Annotated in this window: 15 protein-coding genes; 8 read left to right on the forward strand and 7 right to left on the reverse strand. The window is 57.0% G+C overall.

The features are described 5' to 3' along the window. Positions 1–9: 9 nt before the first annotated feature. Positions 10–1,935, forward strand: a complete 1,926-nt coding sequence (locus FWJ25_RS16545; RefSeq protein WP_149601374.1) for an ATP-binding protein — start codon at positions 10–12, stop codon at positions 1,933–1,935. On the opposite strand, the gene acnA is transcribed toward FWJ25_RS16545, so the two are convergent. After that, positions 1,922–4,690 carry an aconitate hydratase AcnA gene (acnA, locus tag FWJ25_RS16550; RefSeq protein WP_149601375.1) on the reverse strand — a complete coding sequence of 923 codons (2,769 nt, stop codon included), beginning with the start codon at positions 4,688–4,690 and terminating at the stop codon, positions 1,922–1,924. The genes FWJ25_RS16545 and acnA overlap by 14 nt on opposite strands. A 294-nt stretch (positions 4,691–4,984) precedes the next feature. Between acnA and FWJ25_RS16555 the strand changes: the two genes are divergently transcribed. From FWJ25_RS16555 to FWJ25_RS16565, 3 genes are all read left to right on the forward strand, one after another. Beyond that, positions 4,985–7,918 (forward strand): MHYT domain-containing protein, encoded by a 2,934-nt coding sequence (locus FWJ25_RS16555; RefSeq protein WP_149601376.1) that lies wholly within the window; start codon positions 4,985–4,987, stop codon positions 7,916–7,918. Then, positions 7,918–8,910, forward strand: coding sequence for an HD-GYP domain-containing protein (locus tag FWJ25_RS16560; RefSeq protein WP_149601377.1), 993 nt, complete (start codon positions 7,918–7,920; stop codon positions 8,908–8,910). Before FWJ25_RS16555 ends, FWJ25_RS16560 begins: the two co-directional genes overlap by 1 nt. Positions 8,911–9,017: 107 nt before the next feature. Beyond that, a complete protein-coding gene (locus tag FWJ25_RS16565) occupies positions 9,018–10,481 on the forward strand; it encodes a hypothetical protein (protein ID WP_149601378.1) in 1,464 nt (487 codons plus the stop codon). 106 nt (positions 10,482–10,587) lie between these two features. Here the strand turns inward: FWJ25_RS16565 and FWJ25_RS16570 are convergent, their stop codons facing one another. Beyond that, positions 10,588–12,036, reverse strand: coding sequence for a rhomboid family intramembrane serine protease (locus FWJ25_RS16570; RefSeq protein WP_149601379.1), 1,449 nt, complete (start codon positions 12,034–12,036; stop codon positions 10,588–10,590). Positions 12,037–12,353: 317 nt separating this feature from the next. Here FWJ25_RS16570 and FWJ25_RS16575 point away from each other — a divergent pair, with 317 nt between their 5' ends. After that, entirely contained in the window at positions 12,354–12,800 is a 447-nt protein-coding gene (locus FWJ25_RS16575; protein WP_149601380.1) for an OmpA family protein, read from the forward strand. A 74-nt stretch (positions 12,801–12,874) separates the two neighbouring features. On the opposite strand, the gene FWJ25_RS16580 is transcribed toward FWJ25_RS16575, so the two are convergent. From FWJ25_RS16580 to FWJ25_RS16600, 5 genes are all read right to left on the reverse strand, one after another. Next, entirely contained in the window at positions 12,875–13,276 is a 402-nt protein-coding gene (locus tag FWJ25_RS16580; protein WP_149601381.1) for an MAPEG family protein, read from the reverse strand. Between the two features lie 2 nt (positions 13,277–13,278). Next, a complete protein-coding gene (locus tag FWJ25_RS16585) occupies positions 13,279–13,521 on the reverse strand; it encodes a GlsB/YeaQ/YmgE family stress response membrane protein (protein ID WP_149601382.1) in 243 nt (80 codons plus the stop codon). Positions 13,522–13,626: 105 nt separating this feature from the next. After that, positions 13,627–14,325, reverse strand: coding sequence for a lysophospholipid acyltransferase family protein (locus tag FWJ25_RS16590; protein WP_149601383.1), 699 nt, complete (start codon positions 14,323–14,325; stop codon positions 13,627–13,629). Positions 14,326–14,373: 48 nt separating this feature from the next. Further along, positions 14,374–14,976 (reverse strand): class GN sortase, encoded by a 603-nt coding sequence (locus FWJ25_RS16595; protein WP_149601384.1) that lies wholly within the window; start codon positions 14,974–14,976, stop codon positions 14,374–14,376. Then, a complete protein-coding gene (locus FWJ25_RS16600) occupies positions 14,973–17,120 on the reverse strand; it encodes a marine proteobacterial sortase target protein (protein WP_149601385.1) in 2,148 nt (715 codons plus the stop codon). The genes FWJ25_RS16595 and FWJ25_RS16600 overlap by 4 nt, the downstream gene beginning before the upstream one ends. A 201-nt stretch (positions 17,121–17,321) precedes the next feature. Here FWJ25_RS16600 and pdsR point away from each other — a divergent pair, with 201 nt between their 5' ends. The 3 genes from pdsR to FWJ25_RS16615 are packed head-to-tail and all read left to right on the forward strand — an operon-like array spanning position 17,322 to position 21,380. Beyond that, positions 17,322–18,023 (forward strand): proteobacterial dedicated sortase system response regulator, encoded by a 702-nt coding sequence (gene pdsR, locus FWJ25_RS16605; RefSeq protein WP_149601386.1) that lies wholly within the window; start codon positions 17,322–17,324, stop codon positions 18,021–18,023. 3 nt (positions 18,024–18,026) lie between these two features. Beyond that, a complete protein-coding gene (locus tag FWJ25_RS16610) occupies positions 18,027–20,057 on the forward strand; it encodes an ATP-binding protein (RefSeq protein ID WP_149601387.1) in 2,031 nt (676 codons plus the stop codon). 15 nt (positions 20,058–20,072) lie between these two features. Then, a complete protein-coding gene (locus FWJ25_RS16615) occupies positions 20,073–21,380 on the forward strand; it encodes a DUF3422 family protein (RefSeq protein WP_149601388.1) in 1,308 nt (435 codons plus the stop codon).

Consider the following 21,380-nt stretch of genomic DNA (forward strand, 5'->3'; position numbering starts at 1 on the left):
GAAAAGTCCATGACGACACAAACCCACGACAGACTCTTCCACTCACTTATCTGGCTGACCCGGATAGCCACCTTCGTACTGATCGTTGCGGCGGCAGTTATCCTGGATACAGCCAGTACCGAGAGATACCGGTCTGACGTTCGCCAGCAATGGCAGGTAAAAGCCGATGACCTTAGCCTGAAGTTGCAGAGCGTCATTCTCCAGAATGTTCAGACAGTCTGGGGGCTGGCTGCCAATGTGTCGGTTGACCCGAACATCGATGCCGCACGCTTTCACGAACTGGCGTCGGTCATCTTCAGACTGGCGCCTGACCTGAGGAATATAGGCCTGGCACCGGATTTTGTTATCCGACATGTCTACCCGGAGGAAGGCAACCGTGCCGCTATAGGACTCGATCTGACGTCCCAGAGCCTGTCCCCCGAACAGGTGACCATGTTGCTGGAATCCGAAAGGGCCATTTTCAGCGGCCCCATCAATCTGGTTCAAGGCGGCCAGGGCCTCGCGGCGCGAATTCCCATTTTCGACAACAACGGCAAGCGGTTCTGGGGCGTGGTATCGGTGATACTCGATCTGCCCAAGCTCTATAAGTCTATCGACTTCTCAACCATGGCCTCGGAAGGCATGTTCGCGTTATCGGAATCTTCAGACCCGCTGGACGCGTCCGCAATGTTTTTCCGCACCGCGGGATCGACCTGGAAGCAGCCTGTTCACGCTTCCATGCAAATGCCCGGCACCACCTGGACTCTTTTTGCCCAGCCCAGTCAGGGCTGGCCAGTCCACCCGGAATCCCCCTGGCTGATTCGCAGCATGCTGCTGTTCATGATCCTGGTGGTGACAGGGGGAACTTTCTGGCTAACCCGTCTCCTCCTCAAAGACCGCGAAATGCAGAGGCGATTCTGGGGTTTGTTTGAATTAGCACCCGTCGGCATTGGCCTCTATGAGGCGAACCAACGCACTCTTCTGCGCGCCAACAAGAGTTTTAAGCGGGTTGTCGGCGATGGTGCTACGTCGCTGAATTACTTCAATGCGGCCCGTGATGAGAACAATACAGAGTTCGAAGGCGGACTGAACATACCTGACCTACTCAGCCGGCGGTTCCGCTTCACAGGCTTTGAAACAGGCCTGCCGGATGCAACAGGTGAACTCAGACCCATTCTGCTTCATGGTTTGAAGCTGGATACCCGTGACAGTGAACCCGTCATCTGGTTGATCGCAGAAGACATATCCGAACGGAAGAAAGTAGAGCGCATGAAGAGCGAGTTCATCTCTACAGTCAGTCATGAACTCCGTACTCCACTGACCTCGATTTCCGGCTCCCTCGGCCTGCTCGCGAACAATGCCGCCGGAGCACTTCCCGAGAAAGCCACGGCCCTTGCAAACATCGCCTACCGCAACAGCAAGCAACTGACTTTTCTGATCAATGACCTGCTTGATATCGAAAAACTGGTGGCGGGCAAGATGACCTTTCGTCCGGAGAGTCACCTCCTTGCTGAGGTGATCAGGGAATGCGTAGAGGATATTGGAAACTTTGCCGAGGAGAGGCAGGTCACTCTGGACATCGGGCATCTGGATGAACTCACCGTTGAGGTGGATCGCCGGAGGTTCTCCCAGGCACTGCACAACCTGTTGTCTAACGCTATCAAATTCTCCCCACAGGAAACGTCCGTCCGGGTGTTTACCGAAAGGCACAATAGCCGTATCCGGGTATGCGTTGAAGATCAGGGCCCTGGCATTGCACCGGATTTTCAGGGCCTGATTTTCCAGAAATTCTCACAGGCTGATGCCTCAGACCGGCGCTCCAAAGGAGGCACCGGTCTGGGACTTGCCATCACCCGGGAATTGATGACCCGGATGAATGGCATTGTGGATTATTCTTCTCCACCCGGGAAAGGAGCGACTTTCTGGCTTGAACTGCCGGTCGTCAAACCGACTTGAGCATCTCCCTGACAACATAATGCAGGATGCCACCATGCCGGAAATACACGGCCTCATTGGCAGTATCGATCCTCGAAATCAAGTCGCAGGTTTCCGTAGAACCATCCTTGTAAGTCACTGTCATGCCCAGCCGCTGCCCAGGACGGATCTCACCAGACAGCCCTGTGATCGTGATGGTTTCCTCGCCGGTCAGTTTCAGGCGTTTGCGATCCATGCCTTCCGGGAATTGCAGCGGCATCACCCCCATTCCAATCAGGTTGGAACGGTGGATCCGTTCGTAGGACTCCGCCACTACCGCCTTTACCCCGAGCAGTCGTGTTCCCTTGGCAGCCCAATCACGACTTGAGCCCGTACCGTACTCTTTGCCCGCAATGACCACCAGTGGCGTCCCCTGCTCCTGATACTTCATCGCAGCATCATAAATAGCCATCTGCTCACCGCTGGGTATGTAGCGGGTGAAACCGCCTTCAACGCCATCCAGCATCTCGTTTCTGATGCGAACATTGGCAAAGGTACCCCGCATCATGACTTCGTGGTTACCCCGGCGGGAGCCATACGAGTTGAAGTTTTCAGGTTTCACACCATTCACCTGCAGGTACTGGCCTGCCGGCGTATCCGGCTTGAACGAACCTGCTGGGGAAATGTGGTCGGTGGTGACTGAGTCTCCCAGCAGAGCGAGGATATTGGCATCCCGGATATCCTCAATGGCGTCCGGTTCTTCACCCAGCCCATCGAAAAACGGCGGATGCTGAATGTAGGTGGATTGATCAGACCACTCATAGACCTTGCTTTCCGGCACCTTGATGGACTGCCAGGTTTCGTCGCCGTCAAAGACCTCACCGTATTCCTTACGGAACATGCCGGTTTTGACTTTTTCCACCGCCTCGGCAATTTCCTGCTGGCTGGGCCAGAGATCCTTGAGGTAGACGGGGTTGCCGTCGCTATCGAACCCGAGAGGATCTTTGCTGAGATCCACACGAACATTGCCAGCCAGAGCATAGGCAACCACCAGCGGGGGCGACGCCAGCCAGTTGGTTTTTACCAGCGGATGCACCCGGCCCTCGAAATTTCGGTTACCGGACAGCACGGACGCCACCGTCAGATCGCCTTCGTTGATGGCCTTTTCCACCGGGTCCGGGAGGGGGCCTGAATTACCAATACAGGTGGTGCAGCCATAACCCACCAGATTGAATCCGAGCTTGTCCAGATCATCCTGCAGTCCGGCCACGTTCAGATAGTCAGTTACCACCTTGGAACCCGGTGCCAGTGAAGTCTTCACCCAGGGTTTGGTTTTCAGGCCTTTGGCCAGAGCCTTCCGGGCGATAAGGCCTGCCGCCATCATCACGCTCGGGTTGGAGGTATTGGTACAGGATGTGATGGCTGCGATGACCACAGCCCCCGGATCAAGCCGAAAGGTCTCGCCATTCATCTCAACCTGCTGGCTGGCACGATGTTCATAGCTGTTTTCGATTCCAACGGCAGTCTGCCCACCCTCGGACTCAAGCTTTGCTTTTGGCGCTTTTGGCGCTTCTGCCGGCCCCTCTGCGGTTTCCATCAGCAGTTCGAACGAGGACTTCATGTTCTTCAGGGCAACCCGGTCCTGGGGCCGCTTCGGGCCTGCAAGGCTGGCTTCCACATCCCCCATATCCAGTTCGAGAGTATCGGTATACACCGGTTCATGGCCGGGTTCTCGCCACAGCCCCTGGGCTTTAGCATAGGCCTCGACCAACGCCAACTGGGCATCATCCCGGCCGGTCAGGCGCATATAGGTAATCGTCTGGTCGTCCACCGGGAAGAAGCCGCAAGTTGCGCCATATTCAGGCGCCATGTTCGCGATGGTAGCCCGGTCGGCAACCGGCATGTCTTTCAGCCCGTCGCCATAGAACTCCACGAATTTGCCCACCACCCCTTTCTTGCGCAGCATTTCGGTGACGGTAAGCACCAGGTCGGTGGCAGTGATGCCCTCCCGGAGCTTTCCGGTAATCCGGAAACCGATCACTTCCGGAATCAGCATCGACACCGGCTGCCCGAGCATGGCGGCCTCGGCCTCAATGCCGCCAACACCCCAACCCAGAATGCCCAGGCCATTGATCATGGTGGTGTGGGAATCGGTACCTACGAGCGTGTCCGGGTATGCCAGGGTTTTGCCATCAACCTCTTTTTGCCAGACGGTCTTGCCCAGATATTCCAGGTTCACCTGGTGGCAGATTCCAGTACCGGGTGGCACAACCCGGAAGTTGTCGAAGGCCTGCTGGCCCCAACGCAGAAATTCGTACCGTTCCTGATTTCGCGCCATCTCGATGGCTACGTTTTCTTTAAACGCCGAAGGATTGCCGTATTTATCCACCATGACCGAGTGGTCAATGACCAGGTCGACCGGCGACAGAGGGTTAATCAGGGCCGGATCCTTGCCCGCTATCTTCACCGCCTCACGCATGGCCGCCAGGTCAACCACCCCGGGTACGCCGGTGAAATCCTGCATCAGCACACGAGCGGGGCGGTACTGGATTTCGGTATCAGAGTGCCTGTCTTCAAGCCACTGCACCATGGCGTCGATATGGCTGCGATCAACTGTTGTGTCATCTTCGTTACGTAGCAGATTCTCAAGCAGAACTTTCAGCGAGAATGGCAGGCGATCCAGTTCACCCAGTGACTGTGCCGCCTTTGCCAGGCTGTAGTAGTGAAACGTCTTCCCCCCTGCATCCAGAGTGGAAAGAGTATTCAGGCTATCTTTGCTCGGGGATGTCGTCGACATGGAGTGCCTCCTTTAGTGGAAACCTCCATTAACTATTGCATCGCAGTCTGAGACTTCAACCAAAGCCCGGTGAATGCCCGCCATTCCCCGGATGAATGGGCACCACAGCCCTTGTCTGAAGCGGCCTCCCGGCCCGATCGAACAAATTATAAGCACTTTCCCTCGTTGACATCTGAACGGAAAATTAACAACCTATCGGATTCCAGGAAGGCAATCACAACAAAGACTTAACGGAAAATTTCAGGCAGCAGTCGGTTTCTGCTGACACAACCCCCGATCTCTCAGGTTATTACCTTGCTGGCGCTAGATAGTTTTTTTGTACTTTCCGAAACACCGCCTGAAAAACTGGTCACCGGTCACTATGACCTGACACTGGTGGCTCTCTCATTGCTCATTGCCGCCGGTGCATCCTACATGGCATTGACCCTGGCCGCTGTCGCCCGCCGCAGTGCCAGCCAGTTCATGGAACGCTTGCACCTGTTCACAGGTGCCACTGCGCTCGGATTCGGCATCTGGTCCATGCACTTTATCGGCATGCTGGCCTTCAAAATGCCTGCCCATGTTCACTACCACCTGGGCATTACCATGCTGTCTGCCATCCCCAGCCTGGTTGCCGCCTGGGTAGCACTCAGGCTCTTGACGAGAAGTGAGCTGACCGGCTGGCGCCTTTTTGGCGGCGGCATTGCCGTTGGCGCAGGCATCGGCACCATGCATTATCTGGGCATGGCAGCCATGGAGATCGGCCCGGCTCTCCGATACGACCCTCTGCTGTTTGTTGTTTCGCTGATCGTCGCTGTCGTATTGGGCACCCTGGCACTGTGGATCAACTTTGGGTTACGTCACAAACCCTGGGCTCGCGGCGTCAAAAGGCGTGTTCTGGCCGGCACCATTATGGGCTTTGCCGTCGCTGGCATGCACTACACCGCCATGGAAGCCGCCCGCTTTATCGGCGACCCGGGCCACCTGCCGGCCTCAGGCACTGACAGCCACACGGCTCTCGCCATTGCCATTGCTCTTATTACCACCACCCTCGGGCTAATCGCCGGAGGCGTGAATGCCATTGCCCGTTATCGAACACTCATGCAGCGCAGTCAGGAGGTTGCCGGAGAACTCCGGGCCATTGTTGATGCTGCCGTGGACGGCATTATCAAGATTTCCGACCGGGGCATTGTTTTGTCCTTCAACGAGTCGGCAGAACGCATCTTCGGATACCGTGCGGACGAGGTCATCGGTCACAACATCAGCATGCTGATGCCCAACCCCCATCGCGATGCTCACGACAGTTACCTGAAAAACTACCTCCGCACCGGTCAGCGCAAGATCCTTGGGGAGGGCCGTGAAGTCATGGCGCTCCATAAGAACGGTCACCAGATTCCTGTTCGCCTGGCTATTGGCGAGTCCAGGCTTGGCGGCATCAGCACGTTTGTCGGCTTCATCACCGACTTCTCTGAACGCCACAAGATGGAAACCGACCTGCGGCGTGCCAAAGAGGAAGCCGAGCAGGCAGCCGAAGCCAAGAGCGCCTTTCTTGCCAATATGAGCCATGAGATCCGCACCCCGATGAACGCCATTATGGGCTTCACGGACCTGGTGCTCGACACCTCTCTTGGCGAATCCCAGTTCAAACACCTGACCATTGTCAGGAACTCTGCCCGCTCACTACTGGGCCTTCTTAACGACATTCTGGACAAAGCCAAACTCGACAGCGGCCACACTGAGCTGGAAATCCGCAACTTCAACCTGCGCCTGCTCTGCGAACAGATTGTTGCTACCCAGTCGCTGGGTGCCGGCCGCAAGGGACTGGCGCTGGAGCTGGAGTACCACGCTGACCACTTTTTCAAAGGCGATCCACTTCGAATCCAGCAGGTTGTACTGAATCTGGTGAGTAATGCCGTCAAGTTCACTGAGCACGGAGGGGTGATCCTGTCCGTAGAGCAGTCAACGTCGAGCGAGGTTGCTATTCAGGTAAAAGACACCGGTATAGGGATTCCAGCTGACCGTATCGACTCGATCTTTGAGCCGTTTACCCAGGCCGATGCCAGCACCACTCGCCGGTTTGGCGGTACCGGGCTGGGCACCACCATTGCCCGCCAGCTTGTCGAACTCATGGGCGGACAGATTAGCGTCACCAGCACGCCTGGCGAAGGCTCGACCTTCCAGGTGTCGCTCCCGCTCACCCCGGGTGAAGCGGTTGACGAAGACTACACCGATCAGGAAACCCGGCTACCGGCACTGAAAATCCTGATCGCTGATGACATCCCCCAGAACCTTGAGCTGCTGAGTAAGCTGCTCAAACAGCGTAAACACGATGTTGTCTGCGCCAAAGATGGAACGGAAGCAGTTGAACACTACCGTGTTCAGGCATTCGATCTGATCCTCATGGATATTCAGATGGCCGACCTCAATGGCCACGACGCGACCCGCGCCATCCGACAACTCGAAAAGTCCCAGAACCGGAAACATACTCCTGTCATAGCCCTGACCGCCGGCGTACTGGAGGCGGACAGACGTGAGGCTCTCCGATCCGGCATGGATGGGTTTGCCGCCAAGCCCATAGACCTGCCAGAGTTGACGTTAGAAATCGCTAAAGTCATGGATCTGGACATCAAACCCGTTCAACCCTCCGTGCGGCCGTCTGCCAAACGGGCGGTGGCGAACGGTATACCTGACGGGGCCGGTACCGTGGTAGACCTCAACACAGTAAACCAGCTCTGGCCTGACAACGCTGATCACCTCACAGCTATGAACAGCTTTCTCGCTACGCCAGAGAATCAGCCCGACAACCTCCGCAAAGCGTGTGAGCAGGAAGGTGCACCAGCAGCTCATCGGCTTCGGGGTGTAGCAGGAAATCTCGGACTGAGTCGATTGCAGGAATGTCTGGCTAACCTCGAACTTGTTGTCGAGACGGACGACCGCGAAGAGTCCGAGCTATGGCATGAATTCAGGCAAAGGTTTGACGAGGCCCGACAATGGCTCGAGGAACAACAACCGGCCATCAACGCAGCAACGCCAGACCTTAGTTCCGATCTGACACTGGATTCTGACACCCTGGAGAACATCATCAAACTGCTCTCCCATGGCGAAATCCCGGATGATGCTTTCATCGCGATCAAGCCCGGTCTGCCAGAGGAGGTTGCACTATCTGCCGCCACAGCCATGGATGATTTCGATCCTCAAAAGGCAGCCACCATTCTCGCCACTTACCGCAGTAGCCTGGAAGACTCCTGATGCTGAGAGATACCAAAACCCTGCTCCTGGTGGATGATGAGTCCACCAACCTGCAAGTGCTCCGGAATATCCTTTCCGACCAGTATCGCCTGCTATTTGCCAAAGACGGCGAACGGGCAATTGCACTGGCCTCAATGGAACAGCCGGATCTGATTCTTCTCGATGTGATGATGCCGGGCATGTCCGGGCATGATGTCTGTCGCACCCTCAAGGCAGACAAAAATACCCGCAAGATTCCGGTTATTTTTGTGACCGCGCTGGCAGACGCAGAAGACGAAGCCCGGGGGTTTGAACTGGGCGCGGTGGACTACGTGACCAAGCCCGTCAGTGCTCCGATTCTTCAGGCGCGGGTCAAGAACCACCTGTCGCTGGTACAGATCGATGAACTGGTGGAAACGCGCCTTGCCGTCGTTCATCGCCTTGGCCGAGCCGCAGAGTACAAAGATAACGAAACAGGACTGCACGTTATCCGAATGAGCTATTTTGCCCGTGTCATAGCTCTGGAAGCCGGTATGTGTGAGGCCTGGGCAGACACCCTGCTCAACGCAGCCCCGATGCACGATATCGGCAAAATCGGCATCCCCGACGCAGTGCTTCAGAAGCCGGGAAAGCTCAACCCGGAAGAGTGGGCGGTGATGCAGCAACACGCGAGAATTGGCGCTGAAATCATTGGAGAGGACGGTTCGGACCTGCTGAACATGGCGCGTGAAGTTGCCCTCTGCCACCATGAGAAATGGGACGGCACCGGCTACCCGGAGGGACTCAAAGGTAAGGACATTCCCCTTTCAGCACGCATCGTCGCACTGGCGGATGTGTTTGATGCTCTGACCAGCGAACGCCCCTACAAAAAGGCCTGGTCCATCGAAAGGGCAACCGACCTGGTTCGGGAGCAGAGTGGAAAACACTTTGACCCAGAACTGGTCGACGTCTTTTTCCGAAGCCTGCCGGGGATTCTGGAAGTTCGCGAGCGTTGGCAGGAACAACCAGCCTGACCGCTCAGGGTGGTCTTTATTGCGGTCACATGTGAACAGGTCTGATGCGGGCAGCCTGCAGTTCTGTCATGATTGACGGCTGATTTCTGACGGATCAGGAAACCGCTGTGAAACACGATTGCCATTATCATCCTGGAGAACCCGCCAAGTGGCACTGTGGCGACTGCCAGGTTCACTACTGCAGCCGCTGTATGCCCGATGCTGATGTCCGCCAGCGCCGGGCACTGTGCCCCCATTGCAGTAAATCCATGCGCTACCTTGGCGCAGCTACTGAGGTTGTTCCCTTCTGGAACCGTGTCGGCGCGTTTTTCCGCTACCCGTTTCACACCGATCCCTTAATTGTCATCGCCATCTGTACCCTTGTTCCGCTAATCGCCCCGGCGAACCTGGCCGGAATTCTGGTCTGGCTGGCACTCGCATTTGCACTGATCAAATACACCTACGAGGTGATCAATCACACCGCTGAGGGGCACCTGAAACCACCACCTGTTTCAGCCGCGTTCACAGGAAGCGGTTTCAGCATCGTGTTTCTGCAACTGCTGGTGTTTATTCTGATGGGCGGACTGGTCGGCGCCGCTGCAATGGTCGGCGGTCCTATCCTGATGATGCTGGCAGTGGCTTTCGTGGTACTGGCATTACCCGCAAGTATCATGGTGCTGGCCATGGAAAGAGCCGTCGGCCCGGCGGTAAACCCGATGAACCTGGCGGTTCTGATCTCCCGCATCGGCGCGCCGTACTTTTTGCTCTACGGATACCTGATCCTGCTGACTCTGGCATCCGGGGCGGCTCAGGACTTCGCCGTTAACCACTTCCCGCTTTGGGTTGCACAGCCCCTGGCAGGTTTCCTGAACAGTACGTTTACCCTGATCCTGTTTCACATGCTGGGATACCTGCTGTTCCAGTATCAGGAAGAACTTGGATTCGCTTCGGATATCCAGGACGAAGGCCCCACTGAGCAGCAGCACGAACGCAGCCGAAGCGCCCGGTTTGACGCGGATATCGACATGAATCTGAAGGATGGAAACTACGATCGCGTTCTGTCGATGCTGAAAGAGGCCCTGAAGAAAGATCCGGAGAATGCCCTCCGTATCGGCCAGCTGTACCAGTTATCCACTGCCCGCAACGACGTCGCCGAGCTTTACCGCTATCACCCGCGAATCTTCGGTTGGCTGGCCATCCGTAACGACGGAGAAAACATGGCCACGCTGCTGGAAACACTGCAACAGGCAGAACCGAACTTCCGGCTGGAGGATCCTGAACTGGCGGTGCAGTGTGCTAGAACGCTGTATCACCGGGCCCAGTTCAAACCGGTATTACGCCTGCTGCAGGATTTCCATAAACGCTTCCCGGAAAGCGACCAGCTGGCACCGGCCTATCTGCTTGTCGCACAGACTCTGGCAAACGGGCTAGGGCAGTGGGAAAAGGCTTCCGCCTTTCTGACGTTCATCCAGAAGCGGTGCGTTAACCATCCGCTCCATGAGCAGATCACTACCTACCTGGAACAGGCCAGCAAAAAGGAGCCTCTGAAGGGCCCCAAAGCTTCTTTTGCAATGCCCGATCAGGAGGGGTGAACAGGGCCTTCAGAAACCGTGCGGAGCCATGGATGGCGGAGCCGAGCGTACAGGGAGGTATTCACAGCGTGTTTCTGAAGGCCCTGTTCGCCCCTCCGTTACTCCATTAATGTGCCTGTAATATCTGCCGGTAATGACGGGCTTTCGGCTCCATCTGCTGCTTCTCGAACTCTGCAATCAGCAAACGACAGGCCTCCGATGTCAGGACCTCATCACCGCTGTTGCGCAAACGCTCGAAGGCTTTCTCTGCCGATTTCATGTCGTGCTGCTTCAGACTGGTGAACAGAACGCGATTGTGGTCTTCCGCCGCCAACGGTTGATGTGATTCACCCTTGCTGAGATATTCCTGCCATACATCAATCATCTGTTCTGGCTGTCGGCGGTTCATAGCGTCGTTCATCAGTTCGCGGGCGCGTTTCGGGTATTCCGGCAGGTCCGGCCTTAGTTTGGCCAGGTTATACAGGTGTTCAAGCAGGATTGTACGCTCCGGGTAGTGCTCATACAGGGCCTCGAACTGACGGCGGGCAAGGTCAAATTCCATTCTTCCCAGGCTCGCCATGGCCTGGCCGTAGCCCGTGGTGAAACGCGCATCCTGCTCGTCTTCCTCCGGCTCATAGAACTCGTCCCGCACCTGAAGCCAGGTTCTGCCAAGCAACCAGACCAGCCCCGCGCCGGCAATCAGGCCGCCGGCATGAGCCATATAGGCGACGCCCGTTGCACCAGCAAACCAGTAGTCATAGATTTCTTTGCCTATCCAGACTGGCAACACGGCAATCGCCGGAGCTCGGAAGTAGTTGAAATAAACACCCACAAAATAGAAGAAGCGGATTTTCTTCAGGCCGTAGATCGCTACATACATGCCCATCAGGCCCGAAATCGAGCCGGAAGCACCCACCAGTGGGATATGACTGCCAACCGAAAAAGCCGAAAACACCAGCCCGGACAGCGCGCCACAAATCAGGTAAGCCAGCAGGTAGCGACCCGGCCCCAGAGCTTTTTCCACAGTGAAGCCGAGCAGGAAAAGGAAGATCAGGTTCCCGATGATGTGACCCCAGCCGCCATGGAGGAACTGATAGGTGATGAGGGTATAGAGGGAAAGGTCCGCCGGCACCAGCCCCAGCTGGTTGGCACTGAGGTGCTGGATGTAGTTTTCCTGAATAGCCACCCGGGACTCCAGCCAGCGCTGGCCATCAGCCGTAGCCCAGATGACATCCCGATTCTCCAGCAGGTATTGATAGAACTCCGGATCCATCAACAGGCTGACAGCCATCCAGAATGATTCATTATCTTGCCGGAGCTGCTGGAACTCCTGTAACTCGTGAACCCTTTCGCTCTCTCCGTCGAACCGTATCCGGCGATCAAGGTAGTCCTCGTAGGCCGGTGCCTCCAGTTCCTGCAGCCCCGAGTCCAGATAGTGCTCGATGGCCTCGTCCATAATCCGGTCGTCTCCGGACTGGTAGAACAGGAATACCAGCAGGCACCCCAGCATTAATCCGAGGGTCACCCAGGGCGGGCGCTTCCAGTTAACGGCGTTTTCGGCGGGGATAATCAGCATGGGCGGTCACAATTCATCATATTCTGTCCCTGAAAACCTGTTTTTTACCACAGTAAGGCCTTCATTTCGCGCTGAAATGGTATCCGGCGACAGGGTGACAGCAGCGCAAGACGCAGAATGTGCGCAACCGCTCAGACAGGCAGCGTGCATTAATCTGGTGTCACTGTCATCCGGAGGTCATAGAAATGACATTCAATCGGCCCCATCAGGTCGAAGCATTTCATATCGACCATTCGCCTATTGTGGTTATTCCCTCCCCGGCCAATAGTGAGAGGGAATAACAAGAACAACCGGATATTTGAATCGAGGATACCGCCATGACCGTACTCGTCCTGGACAACCCGGAACTGATTGCGAAAGCTGCCGTTACTGCGGGCTTCAGCCCGATCCCTGCCACCGGAGAGGCCAAGCGCCCTCACCGGATGAAGTTTCACTATGGTTTTAACAAGCACTCCCTGGACAAGGCTGACCAGGTCATCCTTGAACAACACGCGACCTACCTGCGGCAGAATCCGGGAGTAGGGGTGTGTATCCATGGACATGCCGATAATTTTGGAGCAGAGGCCTACAACCAGTTTCTATCACGCCTTCGCGCCAATGCTGTTGCCCGCCAGCTACTGCAGGCAGGGGTATCTGAATCCCAGGTCCAGATGACCGGCTGGGGATCAAAACGCCCGCTGGCAACCCTAGACGACCACGCTGCCAACCGCCGGGTGGAACTTGAGTACCTGACTCAGGACGTTGCCCAAGCCCTTCAAGGCTAAGGCCATCACCGCGAGTACAGAAAAGGGGGCCAAGGCCCCCTTTTCAATAAATGACACTCATGCCTACCAGCGATTCAACCGTAGACCTGCCAGACATTCCACAGTAGCAAAATCGCCGCTACCAGAATGGCCAGCCAAGTCAGCAGAATCCCGATCATTCGCGCCCAGTGCGGGCCACCGCGACCGTTGATCATTCCAAAAGCGTGCAGCAGGCGCCCCACAACCAGTCCCATGCCAGTCCAGTAGATCAACCCACTCGGCACACCGTTCAATTCCGCCAGCGCCAGCATGATGAGCCCCAGCGGAGCATATTCCACCAGATTGGCATGGGCCCGGACGGCGGCTTCGAATGCCACATCGTCAGTGACACCCATGCCCTTGCGGTACTTTAGCCGGTACTTGACCACCTGGGCCGACAACACCAGCAACAAAATGCCGATAACAGCAGCAAAAACACCAGTAACCGGTACAATCATCGTCAGGCTTTCCTGATCTTGCTAACAATCGCAAGCAGCAACACCGCACCTACGGTCGCCGTTACCAGTTCGCCCACCGCACCCTGAGCCGCCAAGCCCAGCAAGCGGAAAATAAAGCCGCCGAGGATGGAGCCCACGATGCCAATACCGATATTGGCCAATACGCCGAAGCCACGACCTTTCATGATCAGGCCAGCCAGCCAGCCGGCAACACCACCGATAATCAGAAACAGAATCAGGTTCATCTTTTACCTCTCCCTGAGGGTCTTTGATGGAAGTGAACAGATTGGCAAAGACTGCCCTGTTTGAGCAGTCGCTTCAACCGTTTCAGGAAGGCTTTGAGGGCCGGATCAGAGCTCAGCGATAGCGTCCGACATCTGCTTGTGGCACCGGGCCATCAGATCGGAGAGATCGTCAGGGCTCAACCCTTCGGTTTCCACCGGCGGAAGAATACGCATGGGAACAGTTTCCCGCCGACCGAACCAGCCACGAGTCTCGTCCTTGTAGTTGGCGGCACAGACCATGGTGACCGGGGCACCGGAGGCTATGGCCGCGTGGAAGGCGCCCTTTTTAAAACTCTGCAGTCCGTTGCCATGACTCCGGGTTCCCTCAGGAAAAATCCACATGCTCTTGCGATCCCGAACCAGGGCATCACTGATGGTTTGCATGGCTGCTACAGCCTTCTGGGAACGAGCGCGATTGAGGATCACGTTACCACCCAGCCAGAACACCTGACCGAAGAAGGGAACCCACACCAACGATGATTTTCCGACCGCAACGGTGCGTGGCGGAAGAAGATCTCCCATCAGAAACAAGTCGTCGTTGTGCTGGTGATTGGCGATGACTACGGTAGGACGATCCTGGGGCATATTTTCCCAACCTTCCAGCGGTCGCTCCATGCCAAGCAGCCAGCGCCCTACCCTGGCGACTATCCCGCCCAGAATGCGGTTATTGTCCGGGTTGAAAGGCCTCGCCAGGTAAAGCACCAGAGCAAAGAGGCAGATAACCGGCACACTGAGCCAGGCCAGAAGTTTTCGGATGACACCCATGAATTGCAACTCTAGTTATAAAATTTGGCGCACAAGTGTACGCCAAAATCAGGTACCGACAACAGTTTCCGTTTGTTGCATTTGATCACGCATAACGGGTTTGCCCGCCCGGGCTTCAACCACGTACCTCAATGGGCCGCCGGCGTTCATACTGTCGAACGGGTAACAGGTCACCAGAAGCAGCGTATTGTCACCAAGCGTACCCGTATCGATCTGTTCGTGGCGACTATCCACGACCCTGATGTTCAGCACCTGATAGCTGTGCCAGTCGCCATCCCGGCTCTGAAGCTTCAGTTCATTTCCCGGCTCAAGGTACTGTAACTGTCTGAAGTGCGTATCCCTGTGTCCGGCGATCACCAGCGGCCCTTTTCCGGACTCACTGCCGAGCACCTGCCCTGGTCCGAAGGCAAGGCTCTCACCGTGCCCACCAGCCAGCACAATCATCGAATCTCCCAGTTCCGGCAGGTTCAATCTGGCCACCGGCCAGGTGTCTGCCCAGGGCCAGGGCCGGGTTTCCTGCTGTCGGGCCTGGCTTTCCGCCCAGGCCATTTCCAGCAGTTCTTGTGCAACAACCGCCTTCAGAGGAATCCAGAGTCCGAACACCAGTAGCGTCGCTGAGATAGAAACCAGCAGTAGCAGTAACCGGGTCATACCAACTCTCTCCTCTGCAGTAAAACAATGGCTGCAGCGAACATCAAACCGGTCAGGCCCAGTGCAGTCATCAAAGGTCCGTAGGTGGCCGTCTGAGGATAACGCAGCATGCCCGCCTGGCTCCCTTTCGGCTGCAGTGTAGGAACATGCTCGGCTTTCAATGCGGCATCCGCCTCCCTGACGGGCGTCTCATCCACCGCGACAAAACTGGTGTATGGCGACATCAGACCGTATTCCATGGCCAGGTCGGTCACTCGGGCTTTATCGACCTCGCCACCACCAAGGTTCCCTTCGTCCAGCAGGCTGTCGATTTTTGCCCGCGCCCAGTGGCGCCCGATGCCAACGCCCTTGGCCGCCTGCTGCAGATCCAATGTCTGCTGCCAACGGCTGCCGTCAGCTCGAAGCCCGCTAATGTTCAACTCGCCGGTGGGCGCCAGGCCCTCTGCAACCTGCACCAGGGGTTCACCGGCAAACAGGTCACCCGGGCGTTTGGGAAACGTCTCCGCGGCCCCGGACTGATCCGGCCACTGCACATTAAGGTTGGTAAGAACTGGCGATTCCATGGCCACAAACAGGTCATCCAAGGGCCCCCGGACATCTGCCGGATTCTGTATGGAGGTATACGAACCTCTGCCCCAGCGGGCCGCTTCACGCATGAAGTGCATATTCGGCGCAGCACCGATGCCCACCGTGAACAACCGCTGATCACTCAGGTTGGCGTGAATCTGACGGAACAGTGCAGCTTCGTTACCAACAGCCCCATCGGTAATAAACACCAGTTGCCGAACCAGAGCGTCAGGTGTTTCACCCCGCTCTGAACTCTGCGCCATCGCCATCGCAAGGGCCGGCGCCATCTCGGTACCACCATCGGCCTGCAGTTGCGCCACATAACGTCTGGCCCGGGCAAGATTGTTGCCGGTGGCCGGTACGGGATGCATAAACATGGCCTGGGCCTGATTGCTGAAGCGGATAATATTGAAATGATCACCAGGCTTGAGAGTTTCCAGCCCGCGCTGTAAGGCTGCCTGCGCCTGCCGGATGGACTCGCCAGCCATGGAGCCCGAGGTATCAATGACAAAAACCAGTTCCCTGGGTACGGGGCGGACTTCTCCCACCGCAGGGACCACCATCGCCATCAGGTAGTCTTTATCCGACACCCGCTGATGAAAGACGGCAGCCGTCGGCTCTTTACCCGGCAGCGGCTGCCAGCGCACCACAAAGTCCTGGTTCATCAGGATTTCTCCGCCATCAGGTTTAACCCTGACGGCCTGCCCGTCCTGGCGGGTTTCCAGTCGGTGGCTGGGGCTGAACACCCGCGCGAGCGGCAACCCGGCATCAATTGTCATAGCGATGCGCGCCCGATGACTGGCACTGTCCACATCCCCCGCAGTGACGGTAAACGGACTGATTGCATTGGCGTCTGGTACGTCAGTGGTAGGCACCGCCCAGCCACCTTCCCATTGCGACGAGGTTCCGGCGACGGGCGCGCCGGGCATATAACGAGGTGTCAGCGTTGTCGGAAGACGTAACTCGAACTCACCGGCCCGATAGGTTACCGGCTGCTGATATGTCAGCTCGACCGTCACTCCTTCACCGGGCGGGATATTGGCCACCCGTGCCGTGAACAGGTTTGGCCTCTGCTGTTCCACGTTCGCGGCATGCCGGCCCTCTTCCTTTGCCTTTTCGTAGGCTTTGCGGGCTTCCAGACGGGGTTTTACCTTACCGACAATGGTGCGCTCACCCACTTTCATGGTCAGTCCGTATACGCTGGCATCCTCTGGCAGAGGAAATACGAAGATGCCTTCCCGCCACTGATCACCCGTATTGCGGAATTGCCGTGAAAGACGACTATCGGCGATGAGGCCACTGACCCGGATATCAAACTCACTATCGATCACCAGAGCGGGCTCCTGCCAGCGCCCGGCGGCATCAACAAACCGCAACACACCCGCATTCTCGCCATCGGTCCCGTCCGACAGAGCCGCTTCGGCATATAATGGGTGCACGAAGAGCATCAATAGCACCGCCAGCCAGAGGGTTATACCCTCCAGGATGTTTCTCAGGGTCTGGTATTGGTGTCGGTGCAGTTGTGGGTGTCGGGTGATTGAGGGCACACGTCCCGGTAGCCGGATCGAGAGTATCATGTCGGATTCCTTCTGCTGCATGATTGGGTGATGTGAACCCATTTCAGCAATCCGAAGGGTCGCGACCGTGGCGAATCCGGGCATTCCGGGCGCGAAAAATGATCAATTATGGCAATGCCACGGGTGACCACCGTCTATCCTTGTTCTGCCCACCAAGCGTGGTTAAATAGAGGAAAACAGGCCGGGGCAGTTGCAGTCACCATGAAAAAACACGTTGTTCTGATAGAAGATGAACCCGCAATTCGCGATAACTACCGGGCGGCTTTCGAGCGTCGCGGGTACCAGGTATCCGCCTATGGCGATCGGCCATCCGCCTGGCAGGTGCTTCGACAGCAACTCCCTGATCTGGCGATCATTGATGTAGGGCTGGGAAGTGAACCAGAGGGTGGGTTCGATCTGTGCCGGGATCTGCGCAACCTGTCCCAGACTCTTCCAATCATTTTTCTCACTGCCCGGGACAGTGATATCGATTCCGTTCACGGCCTGCGCCTTGGCGCCGATGACTACGTAACCAAGGATATGAGCCTGGACCATCTGCTGGCCCGGGTGACCGCCCTGCTTCGTCGTGCAGATGCCTGGACACGAGCTTTGCAGAAGCCGGATGAGCTGGTACTCCGCGGGCGCCTGGAGCTGAACGTGGACCGGATGACGGCAGCCTGGAACAGCCAGCCCGTGGATCTCACCGTAACCGAGTTCTGGATGCTGCACTCCCTGGCCCAGCACCCCGGCCACGTCCGCAGCCCGGATCAGCTCATGGAGGCTGCCAATACCTTCCTCGCCACCAACACCGTGACCTCCCATATCAAGCGGATTCGCCGCAAGTTCAGCCAGCTTGATGAACAGTTTGATGGCATCCAGACAGCCTACGGCATGGGTTACCGATGGAATGCCCATGAGGTCTGAGCCTTGAGTCTGAAACGCCAGCTGTTCATTACCAGCCTGCTGATGCTGCTGATTCCCTGGGCTGGACTGCAATTTGTTCTGGAGCTCGATACCGCACTGCGGCAGCAAGCCCGGGATCAGCTCCGGGACCAGGCGGAACGATTGGCTGCAACAGCCGGAGATAGCCTGGTTGGTCAGGAACCTGTCGCCAGCAACGTTCCGGCGATTTATGTGATGTCGGTGAGTCAGGCTATCCGTCCCGATGGTTACGGAGGCAACTGGCCCAATTACGAGGATAGCGAAACAACCTCGGACTGGCAGAGCGTCAATAGTCCGCTCCAACAAACACTCAAATGGAAAGCCGTTTCCGATGGGCGTTACCTTTATCTGCTGATCCGGGTCTCCGGCCTGCAACCCACGCTATTCAATCCCGCCAATCCGGAAAGCCCCCACGATTTCCTGGAATTGTTTCAGCAAGCACCCTCCGATCAGCTCGGCGGCCCCACCGCACCAAAATCCTGGCTGATCACCCCCTCAGGGCAAGGCCGGGTCTATCCAGTCCACAGCGAAAAACCGTCTGTCCGCGACTACCGGATAACCGCCTTTTGGCAGAACCCAGGCAACAACTGGCAGCTGGAACTGCAGTTGCCTCTCCCGGAATCGGGCAGTCATCTCGGGTTCACGGTCAACTGGCCTCAGGACGGTGAACAAATCAGCCTCGGCACGTCGCTGACCCCGCTTCCCGCTCTGGCAGGCAGGGACCAGTCTCTGGAGCAGAAACTTACCCACCAACTCAATCAAGGCCAACGGTCCTGGATTCTGGAACCCGGAGGCTGGGTAACCGCTACCCTGCGGGCGCCTTCCAGCGAGCGCCAACCACAGTTCGATGAGCTCAGCACTGGTCAGGTTCTTGAACAAATCAGCCTGAATGCACTCCGGGCCCTGGTTCAGTACTACCAGCCCGAACCGGAAACCGTTTACTTCGAGCAGATGCGTTTTCCGAAGGACTCCTGGCCCCCGGAGGGCCTCGTCCGCCACCAGGACGGCAGCCTGTGGATGCTCACCAGTGAACCGGTCTTCGGCGGGCGGACCCTGTTACTGGAGCAGTCACTGGACCAGTTGCTCACCCTCTCGGGATCAACCCTCGGTTCAGTCATTGCCCGCAGCACACTCATTATCGTTGCCATTACTCTCGTTCTGCTTGGCTATGCCAGTTGGTTGTCCTGGCGGATTACCCGACTGCAAAAGGCCGTGAACGCCAGTGTCGACCCGGATGGCCGCATTATTGGCTCGCTCGCACCCGGGCATGCCAAAGACGAGCTTGGCCAACTGCAACGCCATTTCAGCCAGATGATCGACCGGCTTCAGGGCTATAACCGATATCTGGAAAGCTTTTCCCGCCGGCTTTCCCATGAACTCAAGACCCCCGTCGCTGTGGTGCGATCATCCCTGGACAACCTGGACCACAGTGAATCAGAAACTGAACGAAGCCAGTACCTTGAGCGCGCTGCGTCTGCCACGGACCGACTAAGCCAGATTCTCAACGGCATGAGCGAAGCCGCACGACTTGAGCAGAGCTTTGACCACGCCGACAACGAGACCTTTGATCTTGCCCATGTTGCCAGCCAGGCGACCGGAGCTTATCAGTCCCTCGATAGCGAACACGTGATCCGCTACCAGGGCCTCTCAGATGGCGCTCTGATGTATGGTTCTCCCGAACTACTGGTTCAGATGCTGGACAAACTGGTGGATAACGCCCGGGACTTCACACCCCCGGGCGGTCTGATCCAGGTAAAACTGGAGCGGGTGGGAGCAGATCTCGGTCTTTCAGTCTTCAATCAGGGCTCTGCACTGCCAGACAATACCGGTACGGATATTTTTGATCCTTTCGTATCCCTTCGTGAGGGCCAGGGTGAGGGCCATCTGGGTCAGGGTTTGCTGATTGTGAGGCTGATTACTGACTACCATGGCGCCCGGGTTTCAGCAGCCAATGAGGTCGAAGGTGCCATTGACGGCGTTCGCTTCCGCGTTATCATCCCCTCAGCCAATACCTGACCACAGGACATCGACGTGAGTGCAAGACTGGAACACCTGGATATCCATCCCCTGAGAGATGATCTCTACAACGAACTGCATTCACGACCATTCCAAGTATTGCCCACACCCGCCCGGATCACCCAGATGTCGGTGCTGACCACACCACAACAACGCCAGCAGCAGTTTGAGCACCTTCAGGAACTCCATCGTCGCCTTGGTTACCCGGTACCGGAAAAGGACGTAGGTTGCTTTGAACAGACCTTCGGCAACCTTCGGGTGCGCCGGGAAATGCACATGGAATTTGCGTCCTACACCTTCACGAACCTAGATGTGGGCACAGACGATCCCTTTGCCCAAACCGGAATTTCTCCGCTGCCCGAAGGTTGGCTTGAAGAGCTGGTGGGCACTGTTGTTGCAGCTTTCCATCTGGAGATCCGGCCAGGTCACAAAGACACCAACGCCGACCTGGCCTACGTGAGGAAACACTTTGAGGGGCTTCGGTTGGTTGGCAGCAGCCCTCAGGAAGGCGCTGCCAGGGTCTGGGGCACGTTCAAATTGCACAGCGATGGTTTCGGCCGTTTCATGGTACTCAACCACAGCATGTCCAACAGCCAGCTTGGCCGCCTCACGCAACGGCTGATGGAGATTGAGACCTACCGGCTGATGTCGCTGCTGGCACTGCCCCTGGCCAGGGAAATCACACCGCGCCTGAATGATATGGACCAAAAGCTGGCGGTTATCACCCAGGGGCTGGCCGACAATCAGGATGTGGATGAAGAGGAAATGCTGGCGGAACTGACCAACATCGCGGCCCGCATCGAGGCGTTTCGTGCCCATTCCACCTTCCGGTTTTCAGCCACCCGCGCCTACCATCAGCTGGTTCTCAGCCGGTTGGAACAACTTCGGGAGGACGAGCTGTCCGGGCATCTCACCATCACCGAGTTCATGACCCGTCGTCTGACCCCTGCGGTCAAAACCTGTGAGGCGGTCAGTGAGCGCCTCGAAGACCTGTCCCGCCGGGTCGACCGCGCGTCGGACATGATGCGTACCCGGGTTGAACTAGCCATCCAGAGCCAGAATCAGCAATTGCTCACCTCAATGGACCGACGCTCCAAAATCCAGCTTATGATGCAGCACACGGTGGAAGGCTTCTCCGTGGTCGCTATCTCCTACTACCTCATTGGTTTGTTGAAGCTGGGGCTGGACGCCCTGTACGACTCAGGTGTCGCTTTCAACAAATCTCTGGTTCTGGGTATTGCGATACCTTCGACCCTGATTCTTGTCTTCTTCGGGATACGCACCATTCACCACCGTTTCATCAAACTGGCCAAAAAGCAGTAG

The organism is Marinobacter salinexigens (assembly GCF_008370345.1).
GTDB lineage: Bacteria > Pseudomonadota > Gammaproteobacteria > Pseudomonadales > Oleiphilaceae > Marinobacter > Marinobacter salinexigens.